The organism is Streptomyces sp. NPDC051104 (genome assembly GCF_040682835.1).
GTDB lineage: Bacteria > Actinomycetota > Actinomycetes > Streptomycetales > Streptomycetaceae > Streptomyces > Streptomyces cynarae.
In genome coordinates this window covers 1-18,199 of the sequence record NZ_JBFBBS010000038.1, presented here as the reverse complement: position 1 = coordinate 18,199, position 18,199 = coordinate 1, and the positions used below count along the sequence as shown (strand labels likewise).

The 18,199-nt window shown below is 71.5% G+C and carries 18 protein-coding genes and 2 pseudogenes; 12 read left to right on the top strand and 8 right to left on the bottom strand.

Features of this window, described 5'->3' with window-relative positions:
* The first annotated feature begins 11 nt into the window (after positions 1–11).
* On the top strand, positions 12–722 hold the full coding sequence (locus AB0N14_RS32465) for a VIT family protein (protein ID WP_366029283.1): 711 nt from the start codon (positions 12–14) through the stop codon (positions 720–722).
* Between the two features lie 40 nt (positions 723–762).
* Here the strand turns inward: AB0N14_RS32465 and AB0N14_RS32460 are convergent.
* From AB0N14_RS32460 to AB0N14_RS32450, 3 genes and pseudogenes are all read right to left on the bottom strand, one after another.
* A pseudogene (locus AB0N14_RS32460) lies at positions 763–1,328 on the bottom strand (hypothetical protein).
* A 236-nt stretch (positions 1,329–1,564) separates the two neighbouring features.
* Complete coding sequence (locus AB0N14_RS32455; protein WP_366029281.1) at positions 1,565–2,977, bottom strand: CoA transferase; 1,413 nt, start codon at positions 2,975–2,977, stop codon at positions 1,565–1,567.
* 69 nt (positions 2,978–3,046) lie between these two features.
* Entirely contained in the window at positions 3,047–4,576 is a 1,530-nt protein-coding gene (locus AB0N14_RS32450) for a S8 family serine peptidase (RefSeq protein WP_366029280.1), read from the bottom strand.
* A 288-nt stretch (positions 4,577–4,864) separates the two neighbouring features.
* Here AB0N14_RS32450 and AB0N14_RS32445 point away from each other — a divergent pair, with 288 nt between their 5' ends.
* The 3 genes from AB0N14_RS32445 to moaA all read left to right on the top strand — a co-directional run bounded on the left by AB0N14_RS32445 (position 4,865) and on the right by moaA (position 7,997).
* Positions 4,865–5,221, top strand: coding sequence for a DUF485 domain-containing protein (locus AB0N14_RS32445; RefSeq protein ID WP_366029279.1), 357 nt, complete (start codon positions 4,865–4,867; stop codon positions 5,219–5,221).
* Positions 5,218–6,837, top strand: coding sequence for a cation acetate symporter (locus AB0N14_RS32440; protein ID WP_366029278.1), 1,620 nt, complete (start codon positions 5,218–5,220; stop codon positions 6,835–6,837). The genes AB0N14_RS32445 and AB0N14_RS32440 overlap by 4 nt, the downstream gene beginning before the upstream one ends.
* 170 nt (positions 6,838–7,007) lie before the next feature.
* A complete protein-coding gene (gene moaA, locus AB0N14_RS32435; protein WP_366029317.1) occupies positions 7,008–7,997 on the top strand; it encodes a GTP 3',8-cyclase MoaA in 990 nt (329 codons plus the stop codon).
* 14 nt (positions 7,998–8,011) lie between these two features.
* Here the strand turns inward: moaA and AB0N14_RS32430 are convergent, their stop codons facing one another.
* Both AB0N14_RS32430 and AB0N14_RS32425 read right to left on the bottom strand, forming a co-directional pair.
* Positions 8,012–8,230, bottom strand: coding sequence for a hypothetical protein (locus AB0N14_RS32430; RefSeq protein ID WP_366029277.1), 219 nt, complete (start codon positions 8,228–8,230; stop codon positions 8,012–8,014).
* Between the two features lie 213 nt (positions 8,231–8,443).
* Positions 8,444–8,842, bottom strand: a complete 399-nt coding sequence (locus AB0N14_RS32425; protein ID WP_366029276.1) for a DUF3099 domain-containing protein — start codon at positions 8,840–8,842, stop codon at positions 8,444–8,446.
* 266 nt (positions 8,843–9,108) lie between these two features.
* On the opposite strand from AB0N14_RS32425, the gene AB0N14_RS32420 reads away from it, so the two are divergent.
* Positions 9,109–9,384, top strand: a complete 276-nt coding sequence (locus AB0N14_RS32420; protein WP_366029275.1) for a GlsB/YeaQ/YmgE family stress response membrane protein — start codon at positions 9,109–9,111, stop codon at positions 9,382–9,384.
* 67 nt (positions 9,385–9,451) lie between these two features.
* Here AB0N14_RS32420 and AB0N14_RS32415 read toward each other — a convergent pair whose 3' ends face one another.
* Together AB0N14_RS32415 and AB0N14_RS32410 are read right to left on the bottom strand one after the other, a co-directional pair.
* Positions 9,452–10,846, bottom strand: coding sequence for a TldD/PmbA family protein (locus tag AB0N14_RS32415; RefSeq protein WP_366029274.1), 1,395 nt, complete (start codon positions 10,844–10,846; stop codon positions 9,452–9,454).
* Positions 10,843–12,366, bottom strand: a complete 1,524-nt coding sequence (locus AB0N14_RS32410) for a TldD/PmbA family protein (protein ID WP_366029273.1) — start codon at positions 12,364–12,366, stop codon at positions 10,843–10,845. The genes AB0N14_RS32415 and AB0N14_RS32410 overlap by 4 nt, the downstream gene beginning before the upstream one ends.
* A 259-nt stretch (positions 12,367–12,625) precedes the next feature.
* Here AB0N14_RS32410 and fabG point away from each other — a divergent pair, with 259 nt between their 5' ends.
* From fabG to AB0N14_RS32395, 3 genes are all read left to right on the top strand, one after another.
* Positions 12,626–13,345, top strand: coding sequence for a 3-oxoacyl-[acyl-carrier-protein] reductase (fabG, locus tag AB0N14_RS32405; protein ID WP_366029272.1), 720 nt, complete (start codon positions 12,626–12,628; stop codon positions 13,343–13,345).
* A gap of 5 nt (positions 13,346–13,350) precedes the next feature.
* Positions 13,351–14,118 carry an enoyl-ACP reductase FabI gene (gene fabI / locus AB0N14_RS32400; protein ID WP_366029271.1) on the top strand — a complete coding sequence of 256 codons (768 nt, stop codon included), beginning with the start codon at positions 13,351–13,353 and terminating at the stop codon, positions 14,116–14,118.
* A 242-nt stretch (positions 14,119–14,360) separates the two neighbouring features.
* The gene (locus tag AB0N14_RS32395; RefSeq protein WP_366029270.1) at positions 14,361–14,729 is read left to right on the top strand and encodes a hypothetical protein; all 369 of its coding nucleotides are present in this window, start codon (positions 14,361–14,363) and stop codon (positions 14,727–14,729) included.
* A 7-nt stretch (positions 14,730–14,736) separates the two neighbouring features.
* Here AB0N14_RS32395 and AB0N14_RS32390 read toward each other — a convergent pair whose 3' ends face one another.
* Positions 14,737–15,426 (bottom strand): FadR/GntR family transcriptional regulator, encoded by a 690-nt coding sequence (locus AB0N14_RS32390; protein WP_366029269.1) that lies wholly within the window; start codon positions 15,424–15,426, stop codon positions 14,737–14,739.
* Positions 15,427–15,513: 87 nt separating this feature from the next.
* Between AB0N14_RS32390 and AB0N14_RS32385 the strand changes: the two genes are divergently transcribed.
* The 4 genes and pseudogenes from AB0N14_RS32385 (at position 15,514) to AB0N14_RS32370 (ending at position 18,061) form a co-directional block, all read left to right on the top strand.
* Complete coding sequence (locus tag AB0N14_RS32385) at positions 15,514–16,830, top strand: CynX/NimT family MFS transporter (protein WP_366029268.1); 1,317 nt, start codon at positions 15,514–15,516, stop codon at positions 16,828–16,830.
* Positions 16,831–16,885: 55 nt separating this feature from the next.
* Positions 16,886–17,002, top strand: coding sequence for an SGM_5486 family transporter-associated protein (locus tag AB0N14_RS32380; RefSeq protein WP_103844373.1), 117 nt, complete (start codon positions 16,886–16,888; stop codon positions 17,000–17,002).
* A gap of 186 nt (positions 17,003–17,188) precedes the next feature.
* Positions 17,189–17,397: pseudogene (locus AB0N14_RS32375) on the top strand (hypothetical protein).
* A 145-nt stretch (positions 17,398–17,542) separates the two neighbouring features.
* Positions 17,543–18,061 (top strand): histidine phosphatase family protein, encoded by a 519-nt coding sequence (locus AB0N14_RS32370; RefSeq protein WP_366029267.1) that lies wholly within the window; start codon positions 17,543–17,545, stop codon positions 18,059–18,061.
* Positions 18,062–18,199: the final 138 nt, after the last annotated feature.

Sequence of the window (18,199 nt, the reverse complement as noted above, 5' to 3'; positions counted from 1 at the left end):
ATCCTCCCCGTGTGATGGAACCCACGCACGACGAGGCACACGGCGGCGCCCTCGGGGCGCGGCTGAACTGGCTGCGGGCGGCGGTGCTCGGCGCCAACGACGGCATCGTGTCCACGGCGGGCCTGGTGGTCGGCGTCGCCGGGGCGACGACGGACCGCGGAACGCTGCTGACGGCCGGCCTCGCCGGGCTGCTGGCCGGCTCCATGTCGATGGCGGCGGGCGAGTACGTGTCCGTGTCCACCCAACGGGACTCGGAGCAGGCGGCGCTGGCCCTGGAGAGGCGGGAACTGAGGGAGCAACCGGAGGCCGAGCTCGAGGAACTGGCGGAGATACTGGAGCAGCGCGGCCTGTCCCCGGACGTGGCCCGCGAGGCCGCGGTGCAGTTGACGGCACGCGACGCACTGCGCGCCCACGCGCGCGTGGAACTCGGCATCGACCCCGACGAGCTGATGAACCCCTGGCACGCGGCGTGGGCGAGCTTCCTGGCGTTCACGGTGGGGGCGCTGCTCCCCCTGCTGGCGATCGTGCTCCCACCGGCCGGCGTCCGCCTCCCGGTCACGGTGGCGTCCGTCCTGGCGGCCCTCGTCATCACCGGCTGGTGCAGCGCCCGCCTGGGCGCGGCGAAACCGGGCCGGGCCGTGGGGCGGAACGTGGTGGGCGGGGCGCTGGCGATGGGGGTCACCTATGCGGCGGGGGCGTTGCTGGCGGCGGCGGGGGTGTGACCGAAGGTGGTGCGGGGCACGCTCGCCACGCCACGTCCGGTCATGACCAGCGGATCGGCACCGGCAGCGCCGTCAGCAGGCCCGACACCGCGACGACCGGGCCCAGCGCCACCACCTCCGCGCGGGCGGGGGCGCAGGCACTGAGCGGGTCGGCGGCGCGCCGCAGCCACGCGGCCGGGGCGAGCACGCCGACGACGGCCACGAGCAGCACCTTGGCGAGCAGGGTCCGGCCGTAGGCGGTCGTGGTGAGCTGGTCGAGGATCGTGTCCGGTGGCATACCGCGCAGCGAGCTCCACACCCTCGTCGCGGTGATCACCGCAAGGCGGTGGCGATGACCGAGGCGAGCCCCAGCGCCGCGACGAAACCCGCGCCGGCCGCGCAGGGCGCCCAGCTGCGCGGCGACTCGGCCAGGGGCGCGCCCGGCACCCGGCGGGCCAGACGGGTGACGAAGAGCTCGCCGACGGATACGCACAGCGCCGCGAACAGCGCCGTACGCAGCAGTCCGATGCCGCCGACAGCGGGCGCGGCCGCCTCACCCGTGCCGTGCAACGCGGCCGAGGGGCCGAGCAGCGGTATCAGGGCGGCGGCCGTCACGAGGGCGAGCACGGCGACGGCACGGCGGACCGAGGGACGGACGACGGGGGCGGCGACCGCGAGGGGCGCGGACGCCGTGTCGGCGTCCGTCCCGTCGGATTCGGCGCCGGGTCGTATCGAGCTCACGTCACGATCTTCGCCAGTCGCCACAGAACAGGGCAACCGAAGTCATTCAACTGAGGGACCGGCATTCCGCCCAGGGACACGATTCCGGCCGCCCGGTCCTCGGTCCCCGAGGCGTGCCCCGCTCACCGCCCGGTGCCTCGGCCCCCGAGCCGCGCCCCGTCCCACCGCGTGGGATCCTCTCCCCACCGGCCCGGCGGGCGCGCCCAGTCGACCGGGCCGCCCGCGAAACGGACCGGTGGCAGTGCGTGGCGCAGCCGGCCCAGCGCGCTGTCGGTCTCCGCGAGCCAGGGGGCCGGGCCGTCGTACGCCGCCTCCGCCGACCCCTTGTCCCGGGCGGTCCCGTCCGTCAACCAGGCCGCCGTCCGCGCCAGCGCCAGCCGTACGACCCGGGTCCCGCCCTCCTCGGTCTGCTCGGTCAGGGACCTCAGGACCGCCCCGGCCAGCAGATACCCCGTGCCGTGATCGAGGGCCTGCGCGGGCAGCGCGCCCGGCTGCTCGGCCGAACCCTCGGTCACCGCTATACCGGTGGCGACCTGCACCAGGCTGTCGAAGCCCCGCCGTCCGCGCCACGGCCCGTACGCGCCCCACGCCGACACCTGCGCCACGACCAGGCCGGGCCGGCGCTCGGCCAGTTGCTCGGCGGAGAGCCCGAACCGGTCGAGTGCGCCGGGCCGGTAGCCCGCGACGACCACGTCCGCCTCCGTGAGCAGTTCCTCGAAGGTCCGGCGGTCCGCGGACGCCCGCAGGTCGAGCACGGCGGACCGCTTGCCGATGTCCATGTCGGCGTGCTGGTCGGGGAGTTCCGGAAGCTGCGGAGCGTCGATCCGCAGGACGTCCCCGCCGAGCAGCGCCAGGGTCCGGGTGGCCACCGGACCCGCGATGACCCGGGTGAGGTCCAGGACGCGGAGGCCCGCGGCGGGCAGCAGCGGCTCGCCGTCGAGCGGCACGACCGGGCGTACGGGTGCCTCGTCGAGCCGCTCACGACCCACCAGCGGGTGTGCGGCGATCGTCCGCCCCTGTTCGTGCGCCGCCCACTCCCCGGGCGTGCGCAGCGCGACCGCGAGCCCCCCGGCCGCGTACACACTCTCCTCCACCTCGAGGGACGACCGCTCGGCGAGTGCGGCGGCCACGGTCTCCACGGACGCGTCCGCGGCCAGCCCCAGGGTACCCAGCAGCCGCTTGCGGTGGTGCGGATAGTTCGCGTGCGTGCGCACCCAACCGTCCGCCGTGCGCCAGAACCGCGAAAGCGGCCCGAAGTTGACCGGTTCGCGGCCGTCGACCAGCAGATGCCGCTCGCTGTGGAAGGCGGTGGCCACAGCCCCGTCGTCGACCCGCACCTCGGGCACGGCCGGCAGCCCGGCCCGCCGGGCGCCCCACTCGGCGGCGGCCAGCGCGCACACCCCGACGCAGGCCCGCGCCACCTCCCGTACGGCAAGCCGCGAGGGCAGCGCACCCTCCCGTACGACGGTCGAGATCCTCGGCACCAGCGCGGGATCCCCGCCGAGTGCCGCCCACGCCATGTTCGTATCGGTCATGAGGGCACTATGCAGGGTGTACTTGATCAACATGGGGAAGGGGGCCGGACAGGACCCGGCCCCTCCACGTCACTTCACCGCTCGTAGGGCGTTGACGACGCCGAAGCCGTAGAACCCGTTCACGCGCTTGCCGCCCACGCAGGTCGCGTCCATGACCCCGTCGCCGTCGCCGTCGTAGGGGGCGGTCGGGCAGCCCGGGTTGTCCGCCTGCGCCTTGAGGAGCGCCTGGAGCTGGGCCGGGGTCGCCCACGGGTGCGCCGACTTCAGCAGCGCGGCCACGCCCGCGACGTGCGGCGACGCCATCGACGTGCCCTGCAGGAAGCCGTACTGGTCGTTCGGCATCGTGGAGAGGATGCGCCCGTTCTTCGACGGCGTGTCCGGGATCTGGTACTTGTCTCCGCCCGGGCCCGCCACGTCGATCACGCCGTCGCCGTAACTGGAGTAGTAGGACTTGGCGTTGGTGACTCCCGTCGCGCTCACCGTGACGACGCCCGGCAGCTGGGTCGGCACGTCGAAGCACTCGTGCGGGTCGACCGTGCGGGTCACCGCGGTCGAGTCGTCGGGGCTGGAATCGTCGACCAGGGCGTGGGAGTCCAGGTCGTCGTTGGAATTGCCCGCCGAGGCGACGTTGAGGGTGCCCTTGCGCTGGGCGTACAGCTGGGCCCGGTTGACAGCGTCGACGATGGCCCGCTGGTCCGGGTCGTCCATGCAGTTGTACAGCCACGGGTCCACGTAGTAGCTGTTGTTCGTGATCTCGACGCCGTGATCGGCGGCGAACACGAACGCGCAGACGACGCTCTCGGGGTAGAAGAGCTCGTTGACCGGGTCGGCCACCTTGATGGCGGAGACCTTGACGTTCGGGGCGACACCGGCGACGCCGATGCCGTTGCGGGCCGCCGCGATCTCGCCGGCGACATGGGTGCCGTGGTAGTGCTCGGGCTTCGCCGGCCGCCAGGCGCCGTACGTGGTGTCCGCCTTGCCGCCGACGCAGTTCGCGGACTGCGACGCGGAGAAGTTCGGCGCGAGGTCCGGGTGCGTGTCGTCGACACCGGTGTCGATGACGGCGACCGTGACGTTGCGGCTGCCCGGGTTGATCTTCGCGGCCTTGTCGGCGCCTATCGCGCGCAGGTCCCACTGGTCGGCCTCGAGGGGCTCACTGCCGTCCGCGGTCGCCGAGGACTTCGTGATCTTCGCCGCCTCCGCCTTCGTCAGGTACTGTGCGGCGCCCTCGTCCGTCGTGCCGGCGGCCGTCAGCGGGGCGGTCCGGGTCGCGCCCGCGGACTGCACTCCACGGACGGCGCGGAGGGTGCGGGCGAAGTCCGGATTGGCGGAGTGCGCGACGATCACGCCGATCTCGTCGTAGGTCACCACGATCGTGCCGCCGGCCGCGGCTATCGCCTGCCGCACCGTCGACAGCGTGTGACGGTCCGTCCGGGTGTTGACGACGTAGGCGAATTCCTGCCCGTCGGCGGTCTGGGCGGTGGTGGCGGTGCGCGGGGCGGCCGACGCGGCACCCGGCAGGAAGCCAAGCGAGGCGGTGAGCGACAGCACGACCGGTACGGCCAGGGCGAGGCGGCGTCTGAGACGGCGATGAGCCATGGGGTCTCCACATCATCCGGAAAACGTGAACCTGCCGGACACGGATGACGTGACCGACAGGTACATGACGAGTGGTGCAGGGTGAAGCTATCCGCCGCCCCGGTCGGCCAGCAACAAGTTCAAGCGAAAGAAAAAAAGGGAGTTGAACCGGCCCCCGCGCGGCGCCGTGACCCAGGGCAGGGAGCCCGCACACGGCCGAGGGCCCCTGTCAGATCACATTCCGGAGCGCTACGGTCGCAACCGGTTACGTGATTGCCGTCACCCCACCCGCAACGCCGAGGAGACACCGTGGCCACCGACGCACCTCCCCCCTCCAGGACCGAACACGTCCTGCCGTCCGCCGAGGAGTTCGGCGCGGTGCAACAGAGCGCCGAATTCGCCGAACTGCGCCGCTCCCACCGCTCGTTCGCCTTCCCGCTGACCGTGGCGTTCATCGCCTGGTACCTGGCCTACGTCCTGCTGTCGAACTACGCCGGCGATTTCATGGGCACCAAGCTCTTCGGCAACGTCAACGTCGCCCTCGTGCTCGGCCTCGCCCAGTTCCTCACCACGTTCCTGATCGCCTGGTGGTACGCACGGCACGCCGCAGCCAAGCTCGACCTCAAGGCCGAGGCCATCAAGTCCCGGATGGAGGGCCGCGCATGAGCCCCGCGCTCGTCCTGGCCGCCGGTGAGGCGAGCAAGCACCGGCCGCTGATCATCACCCTGTTCGCGGTGTTCGTCGCCGCGACCCTCGTCATCACCGTCTGGGCGGGCCGCCAGACCAAGGACGCCGCCGACTTCTACGCGGGCGGACGCCAGTTCACCGCCTTCCAGAACGGCCTCGCCGTGTCCGGCGACTACATGTCCGCGGCGTCCTTCCTGGGCATCGCGGGTGCCATCGCCCTCTTCGGCTACGACGGCTTCCTGTACTCCATCGGGTTCCTGGTCGCCTGGCTCGTCGCCCTGCTCCTGGTCGCCGAGCCGTTGCGCAACTCCGGCCGCTACACCATGGGCGACGTCCTCGCCTACCGCATGCGCCAGCGCCCGGTCCGCACCGCCGCCGGCACCTCCACGATCGTCGTGTCGATCTTCTACCTGCTGGCCCAGATGGCGGGTGCGGGAGTCCTCGTCTCCCTGCTGCTGGGCATCACCAGCGACGGCGGCAAGATCGGCATCGTGGCCCTGGTCGGCGTGCTGATGATCGTGTACGTCACGATCGGCGGTATGAAGGGCACCACCTGGGTGCAGATGGTCAAGGCCGTGCTGCTGATCGCGGGCGCCCTGCTGCTGACCTTCCTGGTGCTGCTGAAGTTCCACTTCAACATCTCCGACCTGCTCGGCAAGGCCGCCGCCAACAGCGGCAAGGGCTCGGCCTTCCTGGAACCCGGCCTGAAGTACGGCGCCACCGGTACCACCAAGCTGGACTTCATCTCCCTCGGCATCGCCCTGGTCCTCGGCACCGCCGGCCTGCCGCACATTCTGATCCGCTTCTACACCGTGCCCACCGCCAAGGCCGCCCGGAAGTCCGTGAACTGGGCGATCGGCCTCATCGGTGCCTTCTACCTGATGACCCTCGCCCTCGGTTTCGGCGCCGCCGCGCTGATCAAACCGGACGAGATCATCGCCTCCAACAAGGCGGGCAACACGGCGGCCCCGCTGCTGGCCCTCCACCTCGGCGGGGTGGACTCCAACGGGGGCGCGATCCTGCTGGCCACCATCTCCGCGGTCGCCTTCGCCACCATCCTCGCGGTCGTGGCCGGCCTGACCCTGGCATCCTCCTCGTCGTTCGCGCACGACATCTACGCCAACGTCATCAAGAAGGGCACCGCCACCGAGAAGCAGGAGGTGAGCGCGGCCCGCTGGGCGACGGTCGGCATCGGTGCCGTGTCCATCGTCCTCGGCGCCCTGGCCCGTGACCTGAACGTCGCCGGCCTGGTCGCCCTGGCCTTCGCGGTCGCCGCCTCCGCCAACCTGCCGACGATCCTCTACAGCCTTTTCTGGAAGCGTTTCACCACCTCCGGTGCCCTGTGGTCGATCTACGGCGGCCTGGTCACCGCCGTCGGCCTGGTGCTGTTCTCGCCGGTGGTCTCGGGCAAGCCGACGTCGATGTTCCCGGACGCCGACTTCCAATGGTTCCCGCTGGAGAACCCGGGCATCATCTCCATCCCGGTCGGCTTCCTGCTGGGCTGGCTGGGCACCCTCCTGTCGAAGGAGGAGCCCGACGCCGGCAAGTACGCCGAACTGGAGGTGCGGTCGCTGACCGGCACCGGGGCGCACTGAGATCCGCTACTCGCCGACGGCCGCGTCGTCAGGATCGTAGGGTCCTACGACGCGGCCGCGTCGTCCCTCGTGGGAACGGGCCGCTGTCGTTGTCGGTGGCGTCACGTAGGCTCTCAGGTGATGGTGCAGGTGACGGAGAATGTGTGATCCGCGACGAGGGAGGGGGCCACGTGCTCATCGACACCTACGGCCGGGTGGCCACTGACCTCAGGGTCTCGCTGACCGACCGGTGCAATCTGCGCTGCACGTACTGCATGCCCGAGGAGGGCCTGCAGTGGCTGGCCAAGGCCGACCTGCTCACGGACGACGAGATCGTCCGCCTGATCGACGTCGCGGTCACCTCACTGGGCATCGAGGAGGTCCGCTTCACCGGCGGCGAGCCGCTGCTGCGCCCCGGTCTGGTCGGCATCGTGGAGCGCGTCGCGGCCCTCCGGCCCCGCCCCCAGATGTCCCTCACCACCAACGGCATCGGCCTCGGACGCACGGCGGCGGCCCTGAAGGCGGCGGGCCTGGACCGGGTGAACGTCTCGCTGGACACCCTGCGCCCGGACGTCTTCAAGACCCTCACCCGCAGGGACCGCCACAAGGACGTCCTCCACGGCCTGACGGCCGCCAGGGAGGCCGGCCTGACCCCGGTCAAGGTCAACGCGGTCCTCATGCCGGGCCTGAACTCCGACGAGGCCCCGGACCTGCTCGCCTGGGCGATCGAGCACGACTACGAGCTGCGCTTCATCGAGCAGATGCCACTGGACGCCCAGCACGGCTGGAAGCGCGAAGGCATGGTCACCGCCGGGGACATCCTCGCCTCGCTGCGCGCCCGCTTCGAGCTGACCCCCGAGGGCGCCGGGGAGCGCGGCTCGGCCCCGGCCGAACGCTGGCTGGTCGACGGCGGTCCGCACCGCGTCGGCGTCATCGCCTCCGTCACCCGCCCGTTCTGCGCGGCCTGCGACCGCACCCGCCTGACGGCCGACGGCCAGATACGCACCTGCCTGTTCGCCACCGAGGAGACCGACCTGCGCGGCGCACTCCGCTCCGGCGCTCCGGACGAGGAGATCGCCCGCATCTGGCGGCTCGCGATGTGGGGCAAGAAGGCGGGCGCGGGACTGGACGACCCGTCGTTCGTCCAGCCGGACCGGCCGATGTCGGCGATCGGGGGTTAGGGCCTGCTGGGGTGTCAGGCGCCTTCGGGCGCTTCCCAGTCCTCCAGCTTGACGACGTCCTTCAGGAACCCCCGCACACCGAGGAACTGGGACAGATGCTCCCGGTGCTCCTTGCACGCCAGCCACGTCTTGCGGCGCTCCGGCGTGTGGATCTTCGGGTTGTTCCACGCCAGCACCCACACGGCGTCGGCACGGCAGCCCTTGGCGGAGCAGATCGGGGTTTCGTCAGTCACAGCTTCGTCTCACAGCCACGGCAAACAAGGCGACGCCGAGCAGCCACGGGGGGAGCTGCCCGGCGTCGGTCTGTCGCTCCGACGGGGGATGCGGAGCGCGTACGAAGTATGTCACGGGTAACCCAGTACCCGGCACCGGAACAACATGATTGATCTGAGCTTTTCCTGAGCTTGGCGCTGGGTGCGATTCCGCTTGCCCGGCATCCGCCGTGGTCAGGTCCGCTCGCGTGGTTCGCTCGGGACTCCCGCCGCCGGCTCCGCCGTGGCGTCGTCCTGGCCGGATTCCTTCGAGGCGTCCGCCGCCGGCGGCGCGATCATCGGATGCACCGGGACGTCGATGAACGTCGACGGCAGTGACGGCGCGTTCTCACGCCCGGCATTGGCGATGACCACGGCGATGTAGGGCAGCACGCCGCCGAGCACCAGCGCGATGATCGCGACGGGCCGCTCCACGTTCCACAGGGTGGCCGCGAGGATCACCGACACCGTGCGGATGCTCATCGACACGACATAGCGGCGCTGCCGGCCGCGCACGTCCGCCTCGAGCCCCTGCCGGGCGCCCGTGATCCGGAACACCTGGGCGTTGCTGTCGCTGCTGCTCCGCTTCCGCATCACACCGCACCACCCGCCTGTCCCGGACTCTCCCCGGCCCGTACCTGCCCCGTAGCCGGTCAGGACCCGAGCCCGAACACTCACCACGTTACGCCGCGCCCCCGCCGCCATCGAGACCGGGGCGGCTCCTGCCTGCGCGTACGCGGCGCGCACCCCGCGTACGGGTGATCCGGGCGTGCGCCGTACGGCGGGCGGTCCGAGACTGGGCGTACTGCTCACGTCTCACGTCGAGCCGTACAACCGTGCGAGGAGTCGAGGAGGCAGTCATGGGCTGGTTGTGGGCGATCATCGTCGGATTCGTGCTGGGCCTGCTGGCCAAGCTCATCCTGCCGGGCAGGCAGCACAGCCCGCTGTGGCTGACCACCCTCCTGGGCACGATCGGCGGCCTCGTCGGGAACGCCGTCGCCCGCGCCATCGGCATCGCCGCCACCCCGGGCATCGACTGGGGCCGCCACGCCCTCCAGCTCGCCGCGGCGGTCCTCCTCGTCTTCATCGGCGAGATGGCGTACATGACACGCAGGGGCAGCAGACAGCGGGCATGACGGTACGGCGAAGGGGCGGGCCCATGACGGGACCGCCCCTCCCTCCTGCCCTGCGTGCCCCAGGGAGTCACACGCCCTGGCTGACCGAGCTCATGTTGAAGTCCGGCACCCGAAGCGGCGGCATCGCGGCCCGGGTGAACCAGTCGCTCCATTCGCGCGGCAGGGTCTTCTCCGTGCGGCCGGCCTCGGTGGCGCGGCCCAGCAGGTCGACCGGGGACTCGTTGAACCGGAAGTTGTTGACCTCGCCGACGACCTCGCCGTTCTCGACCAGGTAGACGCCGTCCCGGGTCAGGCCGGTGAGCAGCAGGGTGGCCGGATCCACCTCGCGGATGTACCACAGGCAGGTCAGCAGCAGCCCGCGCTCGGTGTCGGAGACCATCTCCTCCAGGGAGCGGTCGGAGCCCCCGTCCAGGATCAGGTTCCCGATCGCGGGTGCGAGCGGCAGACCGGTCAGGGCCGCGGTGTGCCGGGTGGTCGTCAGGTGCTTCAGCTCGCCGTCGCCGATCCACTCGGTGGCCTGCACCGGCAGCCCGTTGTCGAACACCGACATGTCGTCGCCGGAGGCGTGCGCGACCACGAAGGGCGGTGTCTCCAGACCGGGCTCGTTCGGATCGCTGCGCAGGGTCAGCGGCAGCTCGGAGAGCTTCTCACCGATGCGGGTGCCGCCGCCGGGCTTGCTGAAGACCGTACGGCCCTCGGCCGCGTCCCGGGCCGACGCCGACCACAGCTGGTAGATCAGCAGGTCCGCGACCGCCGTCGGGGGCAGCAGTGTCTCGTAGCGGCCCGCGGGCAGCTCGATCCTGCGCTCCGCCCACGCCAGCCGCTGGGCCAGCTCCGCGTCCAGCGCCGCCGGGTCGACGTCCTTGAAGTCGCGGGTCGAACGCCCCGCCCACGCCGAACGCGTACGGTCGGGCGACTTGGCGTTCAGCTCCAGCGTGCCGTTCGGCTGGTCGTGGCGCAGCCGCAGCCCTGTCGACGTGCCCAGGTACGTCGACACGAGCTCGTGGTTGGCGAAGCCGTACAGTTCGCGCCCGCCCGCACGGGCTCGGGCGAACGACTCTCCGAGCGCCGGCGCGAAGTCCGTGAAGACGGTGGAGGAGGTCTCGGCGGGCGCGTCCGTGAAGTCCGGCGACTCGGCCACGCCCGTGACCAGCGGCTGCGCGTCCTCGGCCGGCCCGGCGCCGCGCGCGGCGGCCTCCGCGGCCCGGACCAGCGGCTCCAGCTCGTCCGCGGTGACCGCCGAGCGGGAGACGACCCCGGAGGCCGTGCCCTCCTTGCCGTCGACGGTCGCGACGACGGTGAGGGTGCGCCCGCGCGTGACACCGTTCGTGGTCAGCGCGTTGCCCGCCCACCGCAGATTGGTGGTGGAGTGCTCGTCGGCGATGACGACACACCCGTCCGCGCGGGACAGCTCGAGAGCACGCTCGACGATCTCGTGCGGCTTGTTCGTACGGGCGCTCATCGACCGGCCTCCTGCGTGGTGTTCAGAATGTTGACGCCCCTGAAGAGAGCGGACGGGCAGCCGTGCGAGACGGACGCGACCTGGCCCGGCTGGGCCTTGCCGCAGTTGAAGGCGCCGCCGAGGACATATGTCTGGGGGCCGCCGACGGCCGCCATGGAGCCCCAGAAGTCCGTCGTCGTCGCCTGGTAGGCGACATCCCGCAGCTGACCGGTGATCCGCCCGTTCTCGATCCTGAAGAACCGCTGCCCGGTGAACTGGAAGTTGTAGCGCTGCATGTCGATGGACCAGGAGCGGTCCCCGACGACGTAGATGCCCCGGTCCACGCCCCCGATGAGATCCTCCGTCGACAGCCCGGCCGGGTCCGGCTGCAGCGACACGTTGGCCATGCGCTGCACCGGTACGTGCGCGGGGGAGTCGGCGTACGCGCACCCGTTGGACCGCTCGAAACCGGTGAGCCTCGCGATGCGCCGGTCCAGCTGGTAGCCGACCAGCGTCCCGTCCTTGACGAGTGACCAGCTCTGCGCCGCCACGCCCTCGTCGTCGTACCCGATCGTTGCGAGCCCGTGCTCGGCGGTGCGGTCGCCGGTGACGTTCATCAGCTCGGAGCCGTACCTCAGCTTGCCGAGCTGGTCGAAGGTGGCGAAGGAGGTGCCGGCGTACGCGGCCTCGTAGCCGAGGGCCCGGTCCAGTTCGGTGGCGTGCCCGATGGACTCGTGGATGGTCAGCCACAGGTTGGACGGGTCGACGACCAGGTCGTACACCCCGGCCTCGACGCTCGGCGCGCGCATCTTCTCGGCGAGCAGCCCCGGGATCTGTTCCAGCTCCGAGTCCCAGTCCCAGCCGGTGCCCGTCAGGTACTCCCACCCGCGCCCGACCGGCGGCGCGAGGGTGCGCATGGAGTCGAACTCACCGGTGGACTCGTCCACCGACACGGCGGTCAGCTGCGGATGCAGCCGCACGCGCTGCTGGGTGGTCACGGTCCCCGCCGTGTCTGCGTAGAACTTGTTCTCGTGGACAGTCAGCAGCGAGGCGTCGACGTGGTTGACCCCGTCGGCCGCGAGCAGCCGCCCGCTCCACTCGGCGAGCAGACCCGTCTTCTCCTCGTCGGGCACGGTGAAGGGATCGATCTCGTACGACGAGACCCAGGTCTTCCCCGCGTGCACCGGCTCGTCCGCCAACTCCACCTGCTCATCGGACCCCGCCGCCTTGATCACCTGCGCCGACAGCTTTGCCATCGCCACGGCCAGCGACGCGACCTTGGCGGCGGCGTCCTGGGTCAGATCGACACCCGAGGCGAACCCCCAGGTCCCGCCGTGCACGACCCGCACCGCGTACCCCAGGTCGGTGGTGTCCGAGGACCCGGCGGGCTTGCCGTCCCTGAGTCGCCAGGCGGCACTGCGCACCCGCTCGAGCCGGAAGTCGGCGTGCTCGGCCCCGAGCGACCGCGCGCGTGCCAGCGCGGCGTCGGCCAGGGCCCGCAGCGGCAGTGCCGTGAAGGCTTCGTCGATGGAATGAGGCACGGAGGTCTCCCTGCTGTCGTGGCCTGTCGGGTCCGATCATGTCGCGCGGGCGGGGGCAGGGACCACACCTTTGCGTCCGGTGGCCGGACCCACGCGTCCGCGACCGTCCCCACGGCGGACGCTTCTGTAGGGACCCGACAGTGAGTCCCCTACGCCACTGTCGGTGCCCGATTGTCCGCGCGGTGGGCCGGACCGATAGGTTTTCGACGTAGGCGCCTGTCCTGCAGGGGTTCCAGACCGCTAACGAAAGGGTGATCCGTTGAGCCGCTCGGTTCTCGTCACTGGAGGCAACCGGGGCATCGGCCTCGCCATCGCCCGCGCGTTCGCCGACGCCGGCGACAAGGTCGCGATCACGTACCGCTCGGGTGAGCCGCCGGCCGCCCTGAAGGAATTGGGCTGCCTCGCGGTCAAGTGCGACATCACCGACACCGAGCAGGTGGAGCAGGCCTACAAGGAGATCGAGGCCCAGCACGGCCCGGTCGAGGTCCTCGTCGCCAACGCCGGCGTCACACGGGACCAGCTTCTCATGCGGATGTCCGAGGAGGACTTCACCTCCGTCGTCGAGACCAACCTGACCGGCACCTTCCGCGTCGTCAAGCGCGCCAACCGCGGCATGCTGCGCGCCAAGAAGGGCCGCGTGGTGCTGATCTCCTCGGTCGTCGGACTGCTCGGCTCGGCGGGGCAGGCCAACTACGCCGCCTCCAAGGCCGGCCTGGTCGGCTTCGCGCGCTCCCTCGCCCGTGAGCTGGGCTCACGCAACATCACCTTCAACGTCGTCGCGCCCGGTTTCGTCGACACCGACATGACCAAGGTGCTCACCGACGAGCAGCGCCAGAACATCGTCTCGCAGGTGCCGCTCGGCCGTTACGCGCAGCCGGAGGAGATCGCCGCGACGGTGCGGTTCCTCGCCTCGGACGACGCCTCGTACATCACTGGAGCCGTCATCCCCGTTGACGGCGGACTGGGAATGGGTCACTGATCACCATGAGCGGAATTCTCGAGGGCAAGCGCGTCCTGATCACCGGTGTGCTGACGGAGTCCTCCATCGCCTTCCACACGGCCAAACTGGCCCAGGAGGAGGGCGCGGAGATCATCCTGACCGCGTTCCCGCGCCCCACGCTGACCGAGCGCGTCGCCAAGAAGCTGCCGAAGCCCACCAAGGTCATCGAGCTGGACGTCACCAACGACGAGCACCTCAGCCGGCTGGCCGACATCGTCGGCGAGGAGCTGGGCGGCCTCGACGGCGTCGTGCACTCCATCGGCTTCGCGCCGCAGGACGCGCTCGGCGGCAACTTCCTCAACACGCCGTTCGAGTCCGTGGCCACCGCCATGCATGTCTCGGCGTACTCGCTGAAGTCGCTGACCACGGCCTGCCTGCCGCTGATGCAGAACGGCGGCTCGGTCGTCGGCCTCACCTTCGACGCCCAGTTCGCCTGGCCGCAGTACGACTGGATGGGCCCGGCCAAGGCCGCCCTGGAGGCGACCAGCCGCTACATGGCGCGCGACCTGGGCAAGCAGAACATCCGCTGCAACCTCATCTCCGCGGGCCCGCTCGGCTCCATGGCCGCCAAGTCCATCCCGGGCTTCAGCGAGCTGGCCTCCGTCTGGGACTCCCGGTCCCCGCTGGAGTGGGACCTGAAGGATCCGGAGCCGGCCGGCCGCGGTGTCGTGGCGCTGCTCAGTGACTGGTTCCCGAAGACCACCGGCGAGATCATCCACGTGGACGGCGGACTTCACGCCATCGGCGCCTGAGCAGGCCCGCGCGTACGCCGTGGAGCGCGTGAACGTGCGCTCTGGCCCCGCGTAAGCGATTGCGCAATCGCTTACGCGCCCGCATCGCCCGCTCGTACGGGGCCGACGCCCCGTTTCCCGCTGTGCGCGGGGAGCGGGGCGTAGCCCGTTCGGAGTACCTGACCGGGCGTGCCGGGCCGTCCGGGACACACGCTGGGAGCAACGCACCGCCCCGCACGCCGCACGGCCGAGGAGGTTCCCTTGTGCGCTTGTCCCACCGCTTCGCCCCGGCCTTCCTCTCGCTCGCCCTGGTGACGGTCCTGCCGTACGACGCCATGCCGCCGCACGGGAAGCACACCGCCTCGCACGCGCGCGAGGACGCCGGAAAGTCCGCCGACCCGGCGCCCTTCGGCTCCGAGTGCCGGGTCCTTGTCACCGGCGCCCATGTCGTCGCGTACTGCCACAACCCTTATCCGGACACCGATCACGTGAGCCTGCACGTCGAGTGCGCCCAGTGGTGGGACATCGACACCGACACCGCCCCGGCCGAGGCGGGGCCCGCGATGACCGTACGGCTGGCCGGGCGGTGCTGGGAGGCGGTGCGCTCGGCGTGGGTCACCCACCAGAGGTGAGCAGGCCTCAGCGACCGACGGACCGCGGGCGCCCCGGACCGCACATGCGCGGATAGCTCGCCGCCGCTGCGCCCGCCGCGTCGGCGTCGCCCGCGCGGATCGCGTCCACCAGCGCCGTGTGGTCCATGTACGCCTCCGGCGTGAGCTCCTCGCCGACGTCACCGCGCAGCCAGTCCCGCAGCACCTCGCCCAGGTCCGCGTACATCGCGGTCATCACGTCGTTGTGCGACGCGGCCACCACGGCAAGGTGGAAGGTCGCGTCGGCGGTCACGAACGCCTCCGCGTCCCCGGACTCCCACGCCTCCGCACGGCGCAGGAGGAGGGCGTCCAGCTGCTTGAGGTCCCGCTCGGTGCGCCGCTCGGCCGCCAGCCGGGCGGCGCTCGACTCCAGGGTGCGGCGCAGCTCGGCGATGTGGTCCGGGTCGGCGCCGGCGAAGCGGCGGTGCATCACGCCCGCCAGCTCACTGGTAGCCACCACGTAGGTGCCGGAGCCCTGGCGGATGTCCAGCAGGCCGTTGTGCGCGAGCGCGCGGACGGCCTCACGGACCGTGTTGCGGGCGACCCCCAGCTGCTCGACCAGTTCCGGTTCGGTGGGGATGCGGGAGCCCACCGGCCACTCACCCGAGGTGATCTGGTTCCGCAGCTCGGCGATGACCTGCTCGGACAGCGCGGATCGGCGGGGGTGGCTCAGCGGCATGACCGTCCTTCGTGCGGGCCCGAGAGCGAGGCCGGATGATCGGGAGCGTAACGCAGCCCCCTGCACCCATAGTCATCCTATGATTCTATGATAGTGGGCATGCCATCCGAAGAGACCGGAACGACGACGTCCGCACGGATACGCGTTTCCCAGGGGGAGCGGGTCGATGCCGGGGTCTCCGCCACGCGCGCGTGGCGGACGCGTCTGCTGGTCGTCGGCATCGTCCTCTGCGCCCTCAACCTGCGGCCCGCCATCACCAGCCTCGGCGCCCTCCTGGAAGAGGTGCGCGACGGACTCGGCATGAGCGGCAGCATCGCGGGCCTGCTCACCTCCGTGCCGCCGCTCTGCTTCGCCGTCTTCGGCGTCATGGCGCCACGACTCGCCCGCCGCTTCGGGCCGGGCGCCGTGGTGTGCGGCGGAATGGCCGCGATCACCGCCGGCCTGGTGATCCGCCCGTACGCCGGGAGCACCGTCGGCTTCCTGGCCGCGAGCGCGCTCGCCCTGATGGGCATCGCGGTCAGCAACGTCCTGATGCCCGTGATCGTCAAGCGCTGGTTCCCCGACCGGGTGGGCTCGATGACGGGCCTGTACTCCATGGCGCTCGCCCTGGGCACCTCCGTCGCGGCCGCGCTCACGGTGCCCATCACCGACGCCCTGGGCGGACGGTGGCAGTCCGGGCTCGCCGTGTGGGCGGCGCTGGCGGCGGCGGCCGTCCTGCCGTGGATTCCGTTCGCCCGCGCGCGCGGTGCCGGCTCTGCGGACAGTTGCACCGCCTTCCCGGACAGTGACACCGCCTCCGCGCGCGTGGAGCCCGACGGGCTGCGGATCACCCGTAGCCGTACCGCGTGGGCGCTGGCCGTCTTCTTCGGACTCCAGGCCACGGCGGCCTACATCACGATGGGCTGGATGGCGCAGATCTTCCGCGACGCCGGGGTGCCCGCCGGCACGGCCGGTGTGCTGCTGGCCGTCACCATGGTCATGGGCGTGCCCCTCGCCTTCGTCATCCCGCGGCTGGCCGCCCGGCTGCCGCACCAGGGCCCGATCGTGATCGCGCTCGGTGTCTGCGGTCTGGCCGGATACGCGGGCCTGTACTGGGCCCCGGCCGGCGGGGCCTGGGCGTGGGCGGTGCTGCTCGGCATCTCCAACTGCGCCTTCCCGCTCGCGCTCACCATGGTGGGGATGCGGGCCCGCACCGGCGCGGGCGTGGCCAAGCTGTCGGCGTTCGCGCAGAGCACCGGATATCTGCTGTCGATCCCGGGGCCGCTGCTGGTCGGCGTCCTCTACCAGCACAGCGGCGGTTGGGGCCGGCCGCTCGCGCTCATGGCCGGGCTCATGCTCCCGCAGATCGCGGTGGGCGTCCTGGCAGGCCGCGACCGGATCGTGGAGGACGAGGCGACGCGCTGAGCGACGGGCCGCCCCCGCCGCGGCCCGGGCGGGGGAGGGGTGCGAAACTGGGCGTATGCCCGTGCTCGAACCGAATCCCCAGAACGGCCAGAAGAAGATGCTGCTCGTCTTCGGCGCGTTCTTCGCCATCTTCGCGATCATCGCCGTCATCGCCACCATCGCCTCACCGTGACGATCGCCTCACGGTTCACGCACCGGTGACCGCCCATGGTGGTGCTGGCCCCACCATCCCCTAGGGGGTCAGTGTCAGGGTCAAGTGGGTGGATCACCGGATGGGTTGAGGGCCGCCGCGTCCGTACCTTCGAGATGTGGTCGCGAGGGCGGCCCATGGACCACTCGAGGACCCACGGAGGCAGCCATGTCGGCCCGTACGCACACCCGGCCCCGCCCGGCGTGGGCGGCGTCGACATCCGGCTGCCCTGGTGGGCCCTCGCCCTGCCCACGCTCGCCTTCATCGCCCTGCTGGCGCTGATACTCAACCCGGCGGACGCGAGCGCCGGCGGCGATCCCGCCCTCAGCCACCTCCTCGAGCGCGTCCAGCACGCGGTGACGCACCACGCGCAGTGACCCGGCCTGATCGGGTCGTGACACCGCCCGGGTGTACGCGGTGGGCTTCCTGCGGACTCGGCGGTGAGGAGGCCGGTGAGCAGGCAGATCGCGGCGCTGCCAACTCCCTGCGCCCGTTGGCCTGTTTCATGCGAAGCTGGGACTCATGAGCTCCGCAGAACCCCGCAGGATTGTCCTCTTCCGGCATGCGAAGGCCGACTGGCCGCAGGTTCCCGACCACGAGCGTCCGCTCGCCGACCGGGGCCGCCAGGACGCGGCCGCCGCCGGACTCAAGCTGGCCGAGACCGGCATCCCCTTCGACCTGGCCCTGTGCTCCACCGCCGTCCGCACCCGCGAGACCTGGAAGCTCGCCGTCCAGGAGCTGCCGCATCGGCCGAAAACCGTCTATGAGGAGCGGCTCTACGAGGCGTCGCCCGGCGAGCTGATCGCCGTGCTCAACGAAATCGCCGACGACGTGCGGAACGTGGTCCTGATCGGCCACAACCCCGGCATCCAGGGCCTCGCCGACGCCCTGAACGGTGCGAACGAGGGCGATGCCCGTGAGCGGATGAGCCGACGCGGATTCCCGGCCGCCGCCTTCGCCGTGCTCTCCTTCGACGGCTCCTGGAAGGCGCTGGAACCGGGCACGGCCACCCTGCTCGACTACTGGGCGCCCAGCGAGTAAGAGCTCCGAAGAGCTCCGAACCCCGCGACATCGCGACGGGGCCCGGGCCCCCGGCCGGGGGGGGCCCGGGCGCCTGGTGGCCGTCCGGGTCGTGGTTTTCCACGAGCCGGGCGGGGAGCTGCCCGCGACACAAGACGC